The sequence below is a fragment of the Microbacterium sp. NPDC028030 genome, from assembly GCF_040637855.1.
In the GTDB taxonomy this organism is placed as follows: Bacteria; Actinomycetota; Actinomycetes; order Actinomycetales; family Microbacteriaceae; genus Microbacterium.
In genome coordinates this window covers 1,053,522-1,068,110 of sequence record NZ_JBEZXF010000002.1, presented here as the reverse complement: position 1 = coordinate 1,068,110, position 14,589 = coordinate 1,053,522, and the positions used below count along the sequence as shown (strand labels likewise).

At 70.8% G+C, this 14,589-nt stretch carries 9 protein-coding genes; 6 read left to right on the top strand and 3 right to left on the bottom strand.

The features are described 5' to 3' along the window. Nucleotides 1-225 (bottom strand): DUF3107 domain-containing protein, encoded by a 225-nt coding sequence (locus AB0E56_RS14070; protein WP_183152333.1) that lies wholly within the window; start codon nucleotides 223-225, stop codon nucleotides 1-3. Between the two features lie 172 nt (nucleotides 226-397). Here AB0E56_RS14070 and AB0E56_RS14065 point away from each other — a divergent pair, with 172 nt between their 5' ends. Next, a complete protein-coding gene (locus AB0E56_RS14065) occupies nucleotides 398-3,619 on the top strand; it encodes an ATP-dependent DNA helicase (protein ID WP_359799875.1) in 3,222 nt (1,073 codons plus the stop codon). Continuing rightward, nucleotides 3,583-7,101 (top strand): ATP-dependent DNA helicase, encoded by a 3,519-nt coding sequence (locus tag AB0E56_RS14060; protein WP_359799874.1) that lies wholly within the window; start codon nucleotides 3,583-3,585, stop codon nucleotides 7,099-7,101. The genes AB0E56_RS14065 and AB0E56_RS14060 overlap by 37 nt, the downstream gene beginning before the upstream one ends. Here the strand turns inward: AB0E56_RS14060 and AB0E56_RS14055 are convergent. Next, nucleotides 7,047-8,429 carry a hypothetical protein gene (locus AB0E56_RS14055; RefSeq protein WP_359799871.1) on the bottom strand — a complete coding sequence of 461 codons (1,383 nt, stop codon included), beginning with the start codon at nucleotides 8,427-8,429 and terminating at the stop codon, nucleotides 7,047-7,049. The two genes, AB0E56_RS14060 and AB0E56_RS14055, sit on opposite strands and share 55 nt — an antisense overlap. Nucleotides 8,430-8,493: 64 nt before the next feature. Between AB0E56_RS14055 and nudC the strand changes: the two genes are divergently transcribed. The 3 genes from nudC to AB0E56_RS14040 all read left to right on the top strand — a co-directional run bounded on the left by nudC (nucleotide 8,494) and on the right by AB0E56_RS14040 (nucleotide 11,908). Then, on the top strand, nucleotides 8,494-9,375 hold the full coding sequence (gene nudC / locus AB0E56_RS14050; protein ID WP_359799868.1) for an NAD(+) diphosphatase: 882 nt from the start codon (nucleotides 8,494-8,496) through the stop codon (nucleotides 9,373-9,375). Beyond that, on the top strand, nucleotides 9,372-11,093 hold the full coding sequence (locus tag AB0E56_RS14045; RefSeq protein WP_359799867.1) for an ATP-dependent helicase: 1,722 nt from the start codon (nucleotides 9,372-9,374) through the stop codon (nucleotides 11,091-11,093). Before nudC ends, AB0E56_RS14045 begins: the two co-directional genes overlap by 4 nt. Before the next feature lie 689 nt (nucleotides 11,094-11,782). Then, on the top strand, nucleotides 11,783-11,908 hold the full coding sequence (locus AB0E56_RS14040; RefSeq protein ID WP_359799865.1) for a hypothetical protein: 126 nt from the start codon (nucleotides 11,783-11,785) through the stop codon (nucleotides 11,906-11,908). Between the two features lie 13 nt (nucleotides 11,909-11,921). Here AB0E56_RS14040 and AB0E56_RS14035 read toward each other — a convergent pair whose 3' ends face one another. Next, nucleotides 11,922-13,346 carry a zinc-dependent metalloprotease gene (locus AB0E56_RS14035; protein ID WP_359799864.1) on the bottom strand — a complete coding sequence of 475 codons (1,425 nt, stop codon included), beginning with the start codon at nucleotides 13,344-13,346 and terminating at the stop codon, nucleotides 11,922-11,924. A 118-nt stretch (nucleotides 13,347-13,464) separates the two neighbouring features. Here AB0E56_RS14035 and AB0E56_RS14030 point away from each other — a divergent pair, with 118 nt between their 5' ends. Beyond that, nucleotides 13,465-14,556 carry a PDZ domain-containing protein gene (locus tag AB0E56_RS14030; RefSeq protein ID WP_359799861.1) on the top strand — a complete coding sequence of 364 codons (1,092 nt, stop codon included), beginning with the start codon at nucleotides 13,465-13,467 and terminating at the stop codon, nucleotides 14,554-14,556. Nucleotides 14,557-14,589: the final 33 nt, after the last annotated feature.

Below are 14,589 nucleotides of genomic sequence, written 5' to 3'. Positions count from 1 at the left end.
TCAGGCGACGAAGCCGACGCGGCGGGACTCCTCGGTGCCCAGCTCGATGTAGGCGAGATTCGCGGTCGGCACGATGTAGGAGTTGCCCTTGACATCGGCGAAGCTCACGTGCGTGGCGTTCTGCTCCAGCGCCGTCGAGACCTGCGTGCGGACCTCGTCCGCGCTCGAGGCGGTGTCGAAGCTGAGTTCGCGGCCGGTGTTGATGATGCCGATGCGGATTTCCACGCGTGCTCCTTGAAGTTCGGGGACTGGCCCAACTCTACCCCGGACGCCAGGACGGGGATCGGCCGCAGGGACCGGTTTCGCCGTGAGCGCACAGGCGAGCGCAGGGCCGCTGCGTCGATGCGACGGTCGTGACCGGACGACGATGTCGGCTCGTCCGGATAGCGTGGACAGCATGACATCGGATGCCGCGCAGCGAGCCGTGATCGCGGCACAGCCCTCCGCATCCGGCGTGATCATCGGAGCGCCGGGAACGGGCAAGACGCGCACGCTGGTCGACCGCATCGTCCACCTGCTCGACGAGCAGGGCATGCGCCCGGAGCAGGTGCTCGCGCTCACCCCGAGTCGCCAGGCGGCGACGGCGCTGCGCGATCGGATCGGCGTGCGGATCGGTCAAGCGACACCGGGGCCCCTCGCGCGGTCGCTCGGGTCCTTCGCCTTCCAGCTGGTGCGCGGAGCGATGGTGCAGGAAGGAGCGGAGCCGCCCGCCCTGCTCACCGGCGCGGATCAAGACCGGATCATCGCGGAGCTCCTCGCCGGCGACGCCGAAGACGGTCGCATCACCTGGCCAGACGCGCTCAGCCCGTCGGTGCGCGCATCGAAGGGCTTCCGTTCCGAGCTCCGTGCCTTCCTCGCCGAGTGCACCGAGAGCGGCATCCACCCCGAAGAGCTCCGCGAGTCCGGAGACGACGTGTGGGTGGCTGCGGCCGAGTTCCTCGTCGAGTATCGGGCGGTGCTCGACGCCTCACGCGCGGCTCACCGCGATGCCGCCGACCTCCTGGCCGAGGCGAGCACGGTTCTCCAGCGGGCTCAGCCCTCGACTTTGGGTCCGCTCGCGCCCCTGCAGCTCGTGCTGATCGACGACGCCCAGGAGCTCACCCGCGGCGGGGTCGCCATGGTCCGCGCGCTACGCGGCCGCGGGATCGCCGTCCTGGCGTTCGGCGATCCCGACATCTCGTCCGGGTCCTTCCGCGGCGCCAGCCCGGAGCTCTTCGCCCAGCTCGCCGGCGCCCTGGGCGAGGTGCACGTGCTCGACGGTGCGCACAGGCAGCGGCCGGCACTGACCGCGCTCACGCGTACCGTGACCCAGGCGATCGGGGTGTCAGGGAGGATCGAGCATCGCCGTGCTCCCGCAGCCGTGGGCGCCGAAGAGGTCGAATCCACCGTGTCGACGTTCGTCGCGCCGTCGCCGTACGAAGAGTTCGACCGCATCGCGGGAATCATGCGGCACTGGCATCTCTCCGAGGGTGTGCGTTGGGATCGGATGGCGGTGATCGCCCACGACACCCGACAGGTCACGACGCTGGAGACGGAGCTCGCGGCGCGCGAGATACCCACACGTGCCGCAGGAGTCCAGCGCCCACTGGGCAGCGAGGGGATCGTACGAGACATCGTCGGGATCGTGCGTCTCGCGCTGACACCGGTCGAGGAGCGCACCTCGGAGGCGCTCGAAGAGGCGTTGCGGACGCCTTTCGGCGGGATGGACGCGATCGGTCTCCGGCGACTCCGCGGGCGTCTCCGGCACATCGAGCTCGAACAGGGAGGGTCGACGCCGCCACGCGAGCTGCTGCGCCAGGCGATGGCGAACCCGGCCCATCTGACGCTCATCGACGCGCCGGAGTCGCGCACCGCCGAGCGTTTCGCGGAGACCATCGCGGCCACCTCCAGGGCCGCGGTCGAGGGCGAGACCATCCACGACCTGCTCTGGCGGGTGTGGGATCAGGCGCGCGCTGTCGACGGGCGGCGACTGCAGGTCGCCTGGCGCGAGATCTCTCAGCTTCCCACCGGAGCGGAGACGGCGCGATCGCTCGACGCCCTGGTCTCGCTCTTCGATGCGGCGAAGCGCTTCGTCGAGCGCACGCCCCACGAGAAGGCGGAGACGTTCGTGCGCGACATCCTCGACAGCGAGGTGCCGGAGGACTCCCTGTCGACTCCGGACCGCCCGGGGAAGGTGACGTTGCTGACTCCGGCCACGGCCCTGGGGACCGAGTTCGATGCGGTCGTCGTCGCCGGCGTGCAGGACGGCGTCTGGCCGAACGTCCGACTGCGAGGCGGGCTGCTGCAGACCTGGCGCCTGGCAGACACGATCCAGGCGGCACGCACCGGCGCGAGCATCGAGCCTCCTGGCGTCCTCGACCGACGGCGGGCGGCGCTGCACGACGAACTCCGGCTCTTCGTCCGGGCCGTGTCGAGGGCGCGGGATCGACTCCTCATCACCGCGGTCGACGACGACGATCTCACGCCGAGCCCGTTCTTCGGTTTCCTGCCGACTCCGGAGCCTCCGGGACGCCACGCCTCGGCCGAGCACCCGCTCACCCTGCGCGGGCTCGTGGCCAGACATCGCCGCACCCTCACTTCGGCGCACGCGGGGACGACGCGAGCGGAGGCGGCAGGACAACTGGCCGTTCTCGCGGGCGAGGGCGTGCCCGGTGCGGCTCCCGCCGAGTGGTACGGGGTGATGCCGGCATCGACCGACGCTCCGTTGCGCGACCTCGCCGTCGCCGGTGCACGGGTCTCGCCGTCGAAGATGGAGTCGTATGAGGAGTGCGGCCTCAACTGGGTCGTGTCCGCGCTCGGGGGCGACACCGTGATGCCGCCGACGGCCGGGATCGGCACGATCGTGCACGAGGCGATGGAGCGCGTCCCCGACGGCGACCTGGAACGGATGCGTGCGATCGTCGCGGAGCACTGGCCGGAGCTCGACTTCGAGACCGAGTGGATCGGCCGTAAGGAGAGACGCCGCGCGGACGTGCTCGTCGATCGAGTGCACTCCTACATCGGGGACGTGCGCCGAGAAGGCGGCCGCGTGATCGGGAGCGAGCTGGAGTTCCGGTTCGCTGTCGACGTCGCCGGGGAGAGCGCAGAGGCAGCGGTTCCCACGGTGCATCCGGTCGGAGACGACCGCGCGAATCAGGCGGTCATCCACGGCTACATCGACCGGGTCGAGGCGTATCCGCCCGGTGCCGGGGAGCACGCCCAGGCGCGCGGCCGCGGTTGGGTGCAGATGTCCGGAGGCCCGGAGGGCTCCACGGTCGTGGTCGACCTCAAGACGGGGAAGAACGACCCCGAGTCCGACTCCGGTGTGCTCGAGCATGCGCAGCTCGCGGCCTATCAGATCGCCGTCCAGCAGGGGCTGATCGAGGGAGCATCGCCCGCGTCGCTCGCTGGCGCGCGGCTGGTCGTCGTCTCCAAGACCCTCGCCAAGAGCGACTACCGGATCGCGCATCAGCACACGCTGGACGACGAATCCCGCTCCGCGTTCCTGAGGCGGGTCTCCGATGCCGCCCGCGGCATGTCGGCGTCGAGCTTCACCGCCCAGGTCGAGTCGCATTGCGCCGACACGCAGCGACGCGTGCACCCGTGCCGCATCCACACGGTGCCGGCGGTCAGCTCGTGACGGCGTGGACCGCAGGAGAGGGGATATCCGCCACCGACATCGCCGCCGCCCTGGGGCAGCCGTCGCCGACCCCGGCGCAGCAGCGCGTGATCGAGGCCCCGCCGGTGCCGGCGCTGGTCGTCGCGGGGGCCGGAAGCGGCAAGACGGAGACGATGTCAGGGCGAGTGGTGTGGCTGGTCGCGAACGGCCACGTGCGGCGGGACGAGATCCTCGGCCTCACGTTCACCCGCAAAGCGGCGGGCGAGCTCGCGGAACGGATCGGGCATCGGCTCGCGGTCATCGATGAGTACGGGCGCCGCGGTCTTCTCCCGCACCTCGCGGAGATCGTGGCATCCGGCGCGTTGCGCCGTGTCGACGAGGCCGCGCAGGGCAGGCAGCGAGAGCTCGTCCGCGCGCACGTGCTCGATGAGCTGGCTGCGCATCACGGCACGGGCTGGACTCCCGCGACGCCTCGGGCGGCCGAAGACCTCATGATCCGACCGCGCGTCTCCACATACAACGCGTTCGCCGACGGCATCGTCCGCGAGCACGCTGCGAGGATCGGGCGGGATCCCGACGTGGCGATGCTCAGCCAGGCCGCGTCGTGGATGCTCGCGCGGGAGGTCGTGCTCCGCAGCGACATCCCGGAGCTGGAGACCATCGAGTTCGCGCTCGGCACCGTCATCGACGCGGTGCAGCGGCTCGCCGGGGAAGCGCTGGACCATCGCGTGGACCTCGACCTCGCCGAGCGCATCGCCCGGGAGCAGGCCGTCGCGTTCGAGCCGTATCGCGGCAACGCCGACGTCGACAAGGCCGCGGTGAATCTGCTGAGCCTGTCGACGCTCGTCCGCCTCGTCCGCGACTACATCGCCGAGAAGGAGCGCCGCGGCGTGCTCGACTTCGCCGATCAGGTCGGGGGAGCCTACGACATCGTCGAGTCCGCGCCCGACGTACGGGCCGAGTTGCGTGAGCAGCACCGCGTCGTGCTGCTCGACGAATACCAGGACACCTCGGTGATCCAGACGCGCTTCCTGGCGGAGCTGTTCGGCGATTCGGCGGTGATGGCCGTCGGCGACCCGCACCAATCCATCTACGGCTGGCGAGGCGCGAGCGCCGACAACCTCTACGCGTTCTCGGGGACGTTCTCGAGCACGGGCACAGCGCAGACGTACAGCCTCATGACGAGTTGGCGCAACGACCAGAGCATCCTCGGCATCGCGAACCGTGTGCTCAAGCCGCTGCAGCGCCCCGGCCTCGACGTCCCGCCGCTCGAGCCACGTCCAGGAGCGGGTGAGGGCACCGTGAGCATCGCGTATCCTCTCACGGTCGATGAAGAGGCGGCAGCAGCGGCGGACTGGTTCGCCGCACGCAGAGCCGAGCACGATGCGCGCGGCTCCGGGCCAGGATCGCGCGCGCATACAGGCGCGATCCTGTTCCGGTCGAAGCGTCACATGCAGACCTTCGCGGCGGCGCTCGCGGCACGGGGCATACCGCACCGCATCCTCGGCCTCGGCGGGCTGCTCGCGACGCCGGAGGTGGTCGACGTCGTCTCGACGCTCAGAGCCGTGCACGACCCGACGGCGGGGTCTGCGCTGATCCGTCTCCTCACGGGGCCGCGGTTCGGCGTCGGCGTCGCCGACATGGCGGCCCTCTACGATCTCGGTCGCACCCTCTCCGAGCGTGACACGGCGATGGCGCCGCTGCCGGAGGAGGTGCGTGCACGGCTACGATCCTCGCGCGGTGCCGATGAAGCGGTGTCGATCGTCGATGCGGTCGACGTGGTGCGAGCGGTGCGCGACGACTATCGACTGCTCGAGGCGATCACGCCCGATGGTCGCGCGCGGATCCGGGCGGCGGGGGAGATGCTGGAACGGCTGCGGCGGGCCTCCTCGCAGCCGATCCCCGAACTGATCCGCCTGATCGAGCTCGAGCTGCGCCTCGACATCGAACTCGCCGCGAACGAGACCAGGGGTCCTGCGCGCATCGCGGCCACACAGCTGCGTGCCTTCGCCGACGAGGTGCGCGCGTTCCTCGCCGCAGACGACCGGGGGAGCATCGGCAGTCTGCTCGCCTGGCTGGACAAGGCGGAGAGCACGGACGAGCTGATGCCGCGTCCGGAGCCCCCGGAAGCAGGCGTCGTGCAGCTGCTCACGATCCACGGTTCGAAGGGACTGGAGTGGGACGCGGTCGCCGTGGTCCGGATGGTCGTCGACGAGCTTCCGAGCCGCGTGTCCGACACCTCGGGCTGGTTCGGGTTCGGCGTCGTGCCTTTCGCCCTGCGCGGCGACAGCGGGGCGCTCCCGCGCTTCGACTGGGACCCCGTCGCGGCCGTGGACGGTGAGACCGACCCCGGCAAGCGGCAGAAGCTCGCTCAGGCGTCGCTGTCCGGCGGCGCGACGAAGGCGAACCCTCAGGGCGGTGCGCTCAAACGCTTCAAAGACGCCTACCGTGCCTACCAGCAGCAGGAGGAGCGGCGTCTCGCCTATGTGGCCGTCACGCGTGCACGGTCCGACCTCCTGCTCAGCGGTGCGCACTGGGCAGGGCAGAAGGCCCCTCGCACACCGAGTCCGTTCCTCGCGGAGGCCATCGAGGTGCGGGGACTCGACCCGATCGAGTCCGTGGATCCCGATGACAACCCGTACGACGGGCCGGGTGCGACTCTCCGCTGGCCGCTCGACCCCCTGGGCGCGCGGAGGAACACCGTGACCGCTGCGGCGTCGGCGGTCGAGGACGCCATGCGAGCGGGTGCTGCGGAGCCGACGATCGAGCTGTCGCGGCTGCTCGCCGAACGCGCCGCCCGCCAGCGCGGCACCGACGTCGATGCTCCGACGCGCGTGCCGGCATCGCGGTTCAAGGACTACGTGACCGACTTCGCCGGCACGTTGTCGTCGATCGTCCGGCCGATGCCGGAGCGCCCGTATCGGCAGACACGCCTCGGCACGCTGTTCCATGCCTGGGTGGAGCAGCGTTCCGAACTCGTGGGCGTGGGCAGCCGCATCGACGAGGCGCTCTGGGAGGTCGATGAAGACGCGTCGCCGGATCCCGCCCCCGGCGTCGAAGCACCGGGGACGTCGGCGGACGCCGCAGACCTCGCGATCCTGCAGGCGACGTTCGAGCGCAGCGAGTGGGGCGGGCTGAAACCGATCGCGGTCGAGATCGAGATCGACTTCGCGCTCCGCGCCGACGGGGCCGACGAGGCGGGGCCGGCGCACATCGTGATCTGCAAGCTCGACGCCGTATACCGGCGCGCCGACCGTGGCGACCGCATCGAGATCGTCGACTGGAAGACGGGGCGGGCTCCGCGCACGGAGAAGGAACGGGATGAGCGGATGCTGCAGCTCGCCCTGTACCGGCTCGCCTACCACCGTCGCTTCGGCGTGCCGCTCGACGAGATCGACGTGGCGTTGTACTACGTGGCGGACGACCTCATCATCCGCGGCGACCGCGTCTACTCGGAGGAGGAGCTCTTCCAGCGCTGGAGTGCTGCGCGCGCGGCACGCTGAGCTTCGTCCGAGTCGTCGTCGTCGGGCGCTGCGGTGGCTGGCGGTGCGAGCGGATGCGAGTCCTCACGCGCACCGGCGGCTCCGCTGGTCCCCGCGAACAGGCTCGCGACGCCGGAGAGGTCCTCGGTCGGGATGTCGAGCATCGCGGCGCGATGTTCTTCCTCGTCGGTGCGCCGACCGGATGAGACACCCGGCAGCGTGTCGGGCGCGGAATGGGATCGTCCGTCGGAATCCGCCTCGGAGCGGGCGTCCGACTCGTCCGCCGTCTCCGACCACAGCTCCTCGGGGTTGTAAGCGTCGGTGTGCATCGACGTGTCGACGTCGGCGACTGCGGTCTTCGGCACACGGTCGAGAGCGTCGAGGGCGGAGTCGACCCCGCCGTTCCTGGCGTGGATCACGCTGAGGTCGTCGGAGCGCAGTCCTTCTGCGAGCGCCGTGAGAAGCGCGGCCGCATCATCGACGATATCCGGTCGACGCATCGAGTCTCCGTGGACGAGCCAGCGTGCGAATTCCAGTTCGGCGAGCAGACGCGCGCGCACCTCCAGTCCGCCGTCGGTCGCCCGATCGATCGATCGGGCGTAGGCACGATGCACGTCGTCCGCAGCGTCCGGCGCCGCAGACAACCAGGAGAGATCCACAGCGGGGTCTCCGACGGAGAGTCCGTGCCATCCGACGAGCCCGATGACCTCGGGTCCGCGTTCGGGGTCGTCGTCGAAGAGGAAGGACGTGGCCTGGACGCCGCCCAGGACGACGGTCGACTCGAACCGCCACAGGTCGTCGTCGGCGACGGCCTCACGCCAGCGGACGGTGAGACGTGCGGGCACGCGTCCGGTCGCGGCAGCGGTGTCGACGAGGCGCTCCAGGTCGGCGCGGCTCTCCTCGGCGCTGCGCGTCGCGAGTCCAGCACCGCGCACGACGGATGTGGGCAGCTCATGGACGGCCGCGATCGACGCACCCATGGACTCGGCAGCACCACGTCCCGGCGGCACCATGGCCGCCTCGATCTGGAACCCGGGCAGCAGCTCGGTGACGAGCGCGCTGGCGTCTCCGATGCGCGTCTCGCCGATGTACGCAGGGGCGCGGAAGGGGAGCATGGCACGCGCTCCGTCCGTCAGCGCGCGGAGGGCGATGGCCTCTGCGGCGAGTTCGCGCGCGGCGTCGTCGTCGTCGGCGACGCGGATCGCGAGCTCGCGTCCATCGGCGAGCGAAGCGACCGCGGAGTCGAATCGTCCGTCGCCGTCTGCGCTCAGGCTGCGGGCGCCCGTGACCTCCGCCCCGGGCAGTGCAGCGGTCACGGCCGCGGCTAGAGTGAAAGGAGAGCGTCCCATGCCCCCAGGGTAGGTCGGCTCAGGGGCGGTCCCGCCTCCGCCACGCCCGTGAGAGAGGGAGTCGATGACCATTCAGCGCCCGTCGTTCGACCGTGCAGCCGAACTCCGTGAGGAACCGGGCGTCCTGGACCGTCTTCGCGGCGATGCCGCCACCCGGGTCGTCGTCGTCCGGGAGGGACGTCTGCGGGTCGTGGATTCCGCGCTCCTGCGCGTTCCGCCCTCCGCGGTCGGCGACGCGACGTGGGCGCTCCTCGGACGTGACTCCGACGGCTCCGCTCTGCTCCTCGCCGCCGCCCCGCCGGAGACCGACGCGCTCGACTCCGCGCCGGATGAGATCTGGCTCGGCCTGCGCGACCTCGGCGGACGGATCGACGAACAGGAGTCCGAGGTCCTCGTCGGTGCTGTCGCGCTCGCGGGTTGGCTCCGTGATGCGCCGTTCTGCCCCACCTGCGGCGGGGGCACCGAACTGCGCCAGGCGGGGTGGTCGAGACGGTGCCTCGTGTGTGCCCGTGAGCACTTCCCCCGCACCGATCCGGCAGTGATCGTGGCGGTCGAGAGTCGCGACGGCGAACGTCTGCTGCTCGGCGCGAACGCGAACTGGGGCGGACGCATGTACTCGTGCTTCGCCGGCTTCACGGAGGCGGGGGAGTCGCTCGAGTCGACGGTGCACCGGGAGATCGAGGAGGAGTCCGGCGTGCGGCTGTCGTCGCTGCGCTACATCTCCTCGCAGGCCTGGCCGTTCCCTCGTTCGCTCATGGTCGGCTTCCGTGCCGTGGTCGACGACGAAGATGCGGCGCTCGCCGACGGGGAGGAGATCATCGACGTGCGGTGGTTCACCCGGGCGGAGATCGCGTCCGCACTCGAGGGCCGCGGTCCGGTCGGGCTTCCCGGACCCGCGTCGATCGCCCGCGCCCTGATCGTCGACTGGCACGAGAGCCGCACGTGAGTGCACTCGATGCCCTCGACGAGCGGCAGCGGGCAGCAGCATCCGTCCTGCGGGGGCCGGTCGCCGTGCTCGCCGGTGCCGGCACAGGGAAGACCCGCGTCATCACGCATCGCATCGCGCACGGGGTCGACACCGGCGCCTATTCGCCCTCGAGGGTGATGGCTGTCACCTTCACCGCCAAGGCTGCAGGAGAGTTGCGCGGACGGCTGCGCGCCCTCGGTGTGGAGGGCGTCGCCGCCCGCACGTTCCACGCGACCGCGCTCGCGCAGCTGAACTTCTTCTGGCCGACGCTGGCCGGCTCTCCCGCCCCGTCGATCATCGACAACAAGGTGCGGATGCTGGGGCAGGCCGCCGATGCGATGCGGCTGCGTCCCAGTACGGCGACGCTACGCGACATCGCCTCCGAGATCGAGTGGCGCAAGGTGTCCATGCTCTCGATCGATCAGTACGCCGCGCTCGGGCGTCCGATCAGCGGCGTCGATGCGGGGCAGCTCGTCGAACTCATGCGCGGGTACGAGGCGCTCAAGGACGACCGGCGTCAACTCGACTTCGAAGACGTGCTCCTCGCCTGCGCGGGCATGCTCGAGGCGGAGCCCCGCGTCGCGGCATCCGTGCACGAGCAGTACCGCCACTTCACGGTCGACGAGTTCCAGGACGTCTCTCCGCTGCAGAACCGGCTGCTGGAACTCTGGCTGGGTGATCGGCGCGACATCTGCGTCGTCGGGGACGCGAGTCAGACCATCTACTCCTTCGCGGGCGCGCAGCAGCGGTTCCTGCTCGAGTTCGAACGCCGCCATCCCGATGCGACGGTCGTGCGACTGGAGACGAACTACCGGTCGCAGCCGCCGATCCTCACCGTCGCGAACGCCTTGATGCACGGTCGCCCCGGTGCGCTCGAGCTCGTTCCGGCGCGCGAGCAGTTCACGGCCGACGCTCCGACCGTCACCGCGTACGACACCGAGGGCGAGGAGGCAGCCGGCATCGCGGCGGCGATCTCCGCGCGCCTCTCGGACGGAGCGTCGCCGTCAGAGATCGCGGTGCTCTATCGCGCGCACGCGCAGTCCGCCGTCCTCCAGCAGGCGCTCGCCGCGGAGGGGATCGCGACCTCGGTCCTGGGCGGAACCAGGTTCTTCGCGATGCCGGAGGTGCGCCAGGCGATCCTGGCGCTGCGGGCGGCGGCCGTGGCCCCCACCGAGCACGGGTTCCTGCCGGGTGTCCAGCGCGTGCTGCGCGAGCTCGGGCTGACGGACGAGCCCCCGGCAGCCGGCGGCGCTCAGCGTGACGGGTGGGAAGCGCGGCGCGCCATTCTGAGGCTGGCCGAGGAGGCCGGACCGGAAGCCGACCTCCGCGGCTTCAGCGACGCGCTCATGGCGCGAGCGAAAGATCAGCATGAGCCGACCATGCGGACGGTGACGCTCTCGACCCTGCACGCGGCGAAGGGCTTGGAGTGGCCCCATGTGTACCTGGCGGGCTGGGCCGAGGGGTCGCTGCCCATCTCGTACGCGACGAGTTTCGAGTCCATCGACGAGGAGCGGCGTCTGGCGTACGTCGGCGTCACGCGGGCCGCGCGAACCTTGTCGTTGTCGTGGTCGAGATCGGCTGGTCGAGGGGAGCGGGCGCCGTCGAGGTTCCTCGCCGAGATGGGGACCACGGCTCGCGGCACCGGCATTCTTCGTGAAACGTCACCGAACGCCACTCGCGCGAGCCGTCGGCGCTGACACGCACGACTGGACCGGCGCCCTCGTCCTCGGCGAGGAGCTGTGCGGCGAGTCGCCCGGCTTCGGCGACCTGGGCGGCGCGGACACGTCCGGGATCGCGATCGATCATCTGCGCGTGCAGCAGCGGCCACGCCGGGTCGAGTGCGGTCGAGTGGGCGTCACGGCACGCGAGACAGGCGGATGCTCCGGGGATCACCAGCGGCCCGACGGTCACGCGTCCAGGTTCGAACGCCACCGGGAGGTGGGGCGTATCGTCGCGGAGATGGCGAGCGAACTGCAGCGCGGCCGCCGCTCCCCGGACCAGCACGACCGCCGCCGCGTCGGCCGTGCCGTGGTCGACGAGCGTGACGCCCTCGTCGGCGAGGGAGTCACGCATGCGGTAGTCGCTGCGACCGTCGGTGAGTCCGATGCTCTCGACCCACGCCGGGCGCGGTGCCGGCGGGTCGTCGAGGAGCAGCGGGGCGATGCGGGCGAGAAGGGCGCGAGCGGCGTCGCGTGGTGCGCCGGCGGCGTGTGCGATCACGTCGAACGACGTGCGGCGGAAGCCGGAGCGCAGGCGGCTGAGCAGGAGCTCCACCCACGGCTCACCCGCGTCGAAGCGCATGTCGCCGTCGTCGCCGAGCTGGAGCGTGCTCTCATCGCGCCAGAGGAGTGGCGCTGCCGGAGTCAGGCGGGTGAGGATCGGGGGAGTGAGCGGCATCCCTCCGATTCTGGAGCCCTTCCCGGTCGGCCGGGACGACGACAACGCATCCGTGGACAACTTCGTCGCGCCCCTCGTGAGGGCAGGAGAAGTCGGCTCCGGGAGCCCGTCGTGACGGCGTGCGCAGGTCAGACCGGTCGGTCGCCCTCGGGGGAGTCGTCGCCCTCGGGGGAGTCGTCGCCGCCCTCGTCCTCGCCCTCTGCCGCAGCGTCCGGCTTCTCCGCAGAGAAGTCGTCACCGTCCAGCAGCCGCGCGAGCGCCTCGTCGAACTCGTCGGCGACGGGCTGCTCCCCGCGCTCGGCGGCCTGCAGCCGTGCCACGAGGGCGCTCGGGTCGTCGATGTCCTCGGCAGTGGGCATGAGGTCGGGGTAGTCCCAGAGGGAGTCGCGGGCACTGATGCCGACGGCCTCCGTCACGGCGTGCCACATCGCGGATGCCTCGCGCATCCGTCGGGGGCGCAGCTTCAGGCCCACGAGCGCACCGAGCGCATCCTCTGCCGGTCCGCCCACGGCGCGCCGACGACGGGCTGCTTCGGCGATGCGGGCTCCGTCCGGCAGGCGCGAGGTGGCCTGCGCCGTGACCACGTCCACCCACCCGTCGATCGTCGCGATGAGGTTCTCGAGACGGGTCAGGGCCTCGCGCTGAGCTTCGCTCTGCACGGGAAGGAGCGCCCCGCCCTCGATGGCAGCGCGCAGCTCCTCCGGATCGGAGGGGTCGAGGCGGCTGGCCACGTCCTCGAGTGCATCGACATCCACCGTGACACCACGGGCGAAGTCCGTGATCTGCGCCATCACGTGCAGGTGCAGCCACTTCGCGTGACGGTAGAGACGGGCATACGCCAGCTCGCGGGTGGCGAGGTAGAGGGCGATCTGATCCTCGGGGATCTCGAGTCCTTCTCCGAACGCCGTGAGGTTCTGCGGAATGACGGCAGCCGTACCCGCCGGCAGCACGGGGATGCCGACGTCGCCGCCGGAGACGACCTCCAGCGAGAGGTTGCCGAGCACCTGTCCGAACTGCGCCGCGAACACAGAGCCGCCGAGCCCGCGCATGAGTCTGCCTGCGCCCTGCACCACGTCGCGCATCTCTTCGGGGACCTGGGTGTCCAGTGCGGAGGTCAGGGCGTCGGCGATGCTGGTCGACACCGGGTCGGCGATCTCCTTCCACACGGGCAGGGTCTTCTCGACCCACTCGCCGCGCGTCATCGCCGTCGGGCTCTCCGAGAGCTCGGAGATCGTCGTCGCCTCGCCGAGCCACAGGTTCGCGAGGGCGAAGGAGTCCGCGAGCGATGTGCGCGACCCGTCGGTGATCCCTTGGCCGTCGCGGTTGGCGATGAACAGCGCCTGCCGCAGCGCGTTCTCCCACGGGTCGCCGCCGAACGCACCCTGCAGCTGCGACATGATCGTCTGCATCATCGCGGGGTCGAGCGTGAAGCCGTCCATCCCCTCGAACGCGCCCTGGAGTGCCGCGGGGTCGATGTCGCCACCGCCTTGATTCGCGAGCATCCTTCGCAGGAACTCCTGGAAATCCTCGGGTGTCGGGTCGTTGTCTGCCATGTCGATCGCCCTCTCAGCACTTCGCTTGCCGTGGCATCTACGCTAGTCACAGGTTTCTGCGCGCGACCCCGATGCGGGCAGATCGGTGTACGCCGCTCGCGAACGACGGAGGAATGCTGTGGATCGAACGCGGTCTGGAAAGCTCGGACTCGGTGTCTGGGCGCTGATCGTCGCGCTCATCGCTCTGGTCGTGCTGACCTTCCTGCCGTCGCCGTACGTGATCCAGCGGCCGGGGCCCGTGTACGACACGCTCGGCACCGCGACCGACAAGGAGGGCGACGAGGTTCCCCTCATCAAGGTCGAAGGCGCCGAGACCTTCGAGACGGCAGGGACCCTCGATCTCACCACCGTGCAGGTCATCGGCAACCGTGAGCGCACGCCGAGCTGGTTCGAACTGGCGCTGGCCTGGATGGACTCCTCGCGGGCGGTGGTCCCGCTGGATTCCGTCTTTCCGGAGGGCGTCACGACCGAGCAGCGCGACGAGCGCAATGCCACGCTGATGGTCGATTCGCAGCATGAGGCGACGGCGGCCGCGCTGAACGAGCTCGGCTATGACACCGGCGCCCAGGTCGTCGTGGTCGATGCCGTCGCCGACTCGCCCGCGGACGGCGTCCTCGAGGCCGACGATGTGATCACGGCGATCGACGGCACCCCGCTCACATCCGCCACGCAGCTGCGGGAGGCGATCCAGGATGCAGGTGGTGACCCGGTGCAGCTGACGGTGCTGCGCGACGGGGAAGAGCAGCAGGTCGAAGTGACGCCGGAGGAGCACACGGAGGCCGGGGACACGACCTGGCTCATCGGGGTCACCCTGCGCACCGACTACGACTTCGAGGTGGACGTCACGATCCAGCTGGACAACGTCGGCGGACCCAGCGCCGGGATGATGTTCGCGCTGGGCATCATCGACACGCTGACCGAAGGCGAGCTCAACGGCGGCGAGAACGTCGCAGGCACGGGCACGATCGATGCCGCGGGCACGGTCGGTCCGATCGGCGGGATCCGGCAGAAGCTCTACGGCGCACGGGACGCGGGGGCGGAGTTCTTCCTCGCCCCTGAGGCCAACTGCGACGAGGTCGTCGGGCACATTCCGGACGGGTTGCAGGTGATCCGCACCGCGACGCTGGACGAGTCGCTCGCCGCGCTCGAGGTCATCGCGGACGACGGGGATGTGGCGGCGCTGCCGAGCTGCGAGCGCACCGGTTCCTGATCCGCGGGGCGCCGCCGTGACCTCGCCGTGATC

Bases quoted from the DNA above. Each gene is read 5' to 3' on its own strand.
- AB0E56_RS14065 (WP_359799875.1), top strand. From the start codon at position 398: ATGACATCGGATGCCGCGCAGCGAGCCGTGATCGCGGCACAGCCCTCC.
- AB0E56_RS14055 (WP_359799871.1), bottom strand. From the start codon at position 8,429: ATGGGACGCTCTCCTTTCACTCTAGCCGCGGCCGTGACCGCTGCACTG.
- nudC (WP_359799868.1), top strand. From the start codon at position 8,494: ATGACCATTCAGCGCCCGTCGTTCGACCGTGCAGCCGAACTCCGTGAG.
- AB0E56_RS14035 (WP_359799864.1), bottom strand. From the start codon at position 13,346: ATGGCAGACAACGACCCGACACCCGAGGATTTCCAGGAGTTCCTGCGA.